General features: G+C 47.6%; 1 protein-coding gene. It reads left to right on the top strand.

Features of this window, described 5'->3' with window-relative positions:
• The coding region (locus tag R7O03_RS22650) for a hypothetical protein (protein ID WP_318132074.1) at positions 1-827 on the top strand (827 nt) is incomplete at both ends.

Genomic DNA, 827 nt, shown 5'->3' with positions numbered 1-827 from the left:
GATGGATACGAAAACCAGTTTGAAGTTCCTAGTGTCACGATTCAAGGTGACGCACTCAAGATAAGCGATGAGTGGCTTGTTATTATCACCATTACCGACAGCCTCAATAATTCTATTACTGTTACAACGACCGTAGAGAACGAGGCTTATACCCTATCAGGCGTTGATCTGTCTTCTCTTGCCGAAGGGCCGCTTACGGTGACTTCTGTGGTTTCTGACATTTATGGCAATAACCTGAACGCCGTCGATACGACCATTAAAGATACGCTTGCAACGGTGAACGTCAATTTTGATGGTGGAGGGGATGAGTATTTAAATCAGTACGAAATCGCGACTACTCGCCTCGAAGGGACGATTGAAAACATTGAAGATGGCCAGCGTATCCAAGTTACGGTAACCGACTCGTTAGGAGCGGTCATAAACTTAGAAACGGTGGTGACTGGTGGAAGTTGGTCTCTGGACGACGTTGACCTTTCTGGATTGTCTGAAGGTACGCTGACAGTTGTTGCTGAGAGTATTGATATAGCGGGCAACCCTACAACCAGTGAAAACACCATCATCAAAGATACGCTCGCAAGTGTGACGGTGGACGTTGACGATGGCGGAGACGGCTATTTAAACACTGAAGAGCGCCAATCTGTCACTTTGTCAGGGCAAGTCAGTGATGTTGAAAATGGTCAGACGGTTTCTGTCACGGTTCAAGACAGCTTGGGGGTGATGCTCTCGTTCAATACCGTTGTCGTTGATGGTATGTGGCAAGTCGAAGGGGCGAACTTATCCACGTTAGCCGATGGGGCGTTAACCGTATCTGCCTCCGTGAATGATGT

The sequence above is a fragment of the Vibrio sp. Vb2960 genome (assembly GCF_033337665.1).
GTDB classification, from domain to species: domain Bacteria; phylum Pseudomonadota; class Gammaproteobacteria; order Enterobacterales; family Vibrionaceae; genus Vibrio; species Vibrio alginolyticus.
This window is presented reverse-complemented; position numbering and strand designations above follow the sequence as displayed.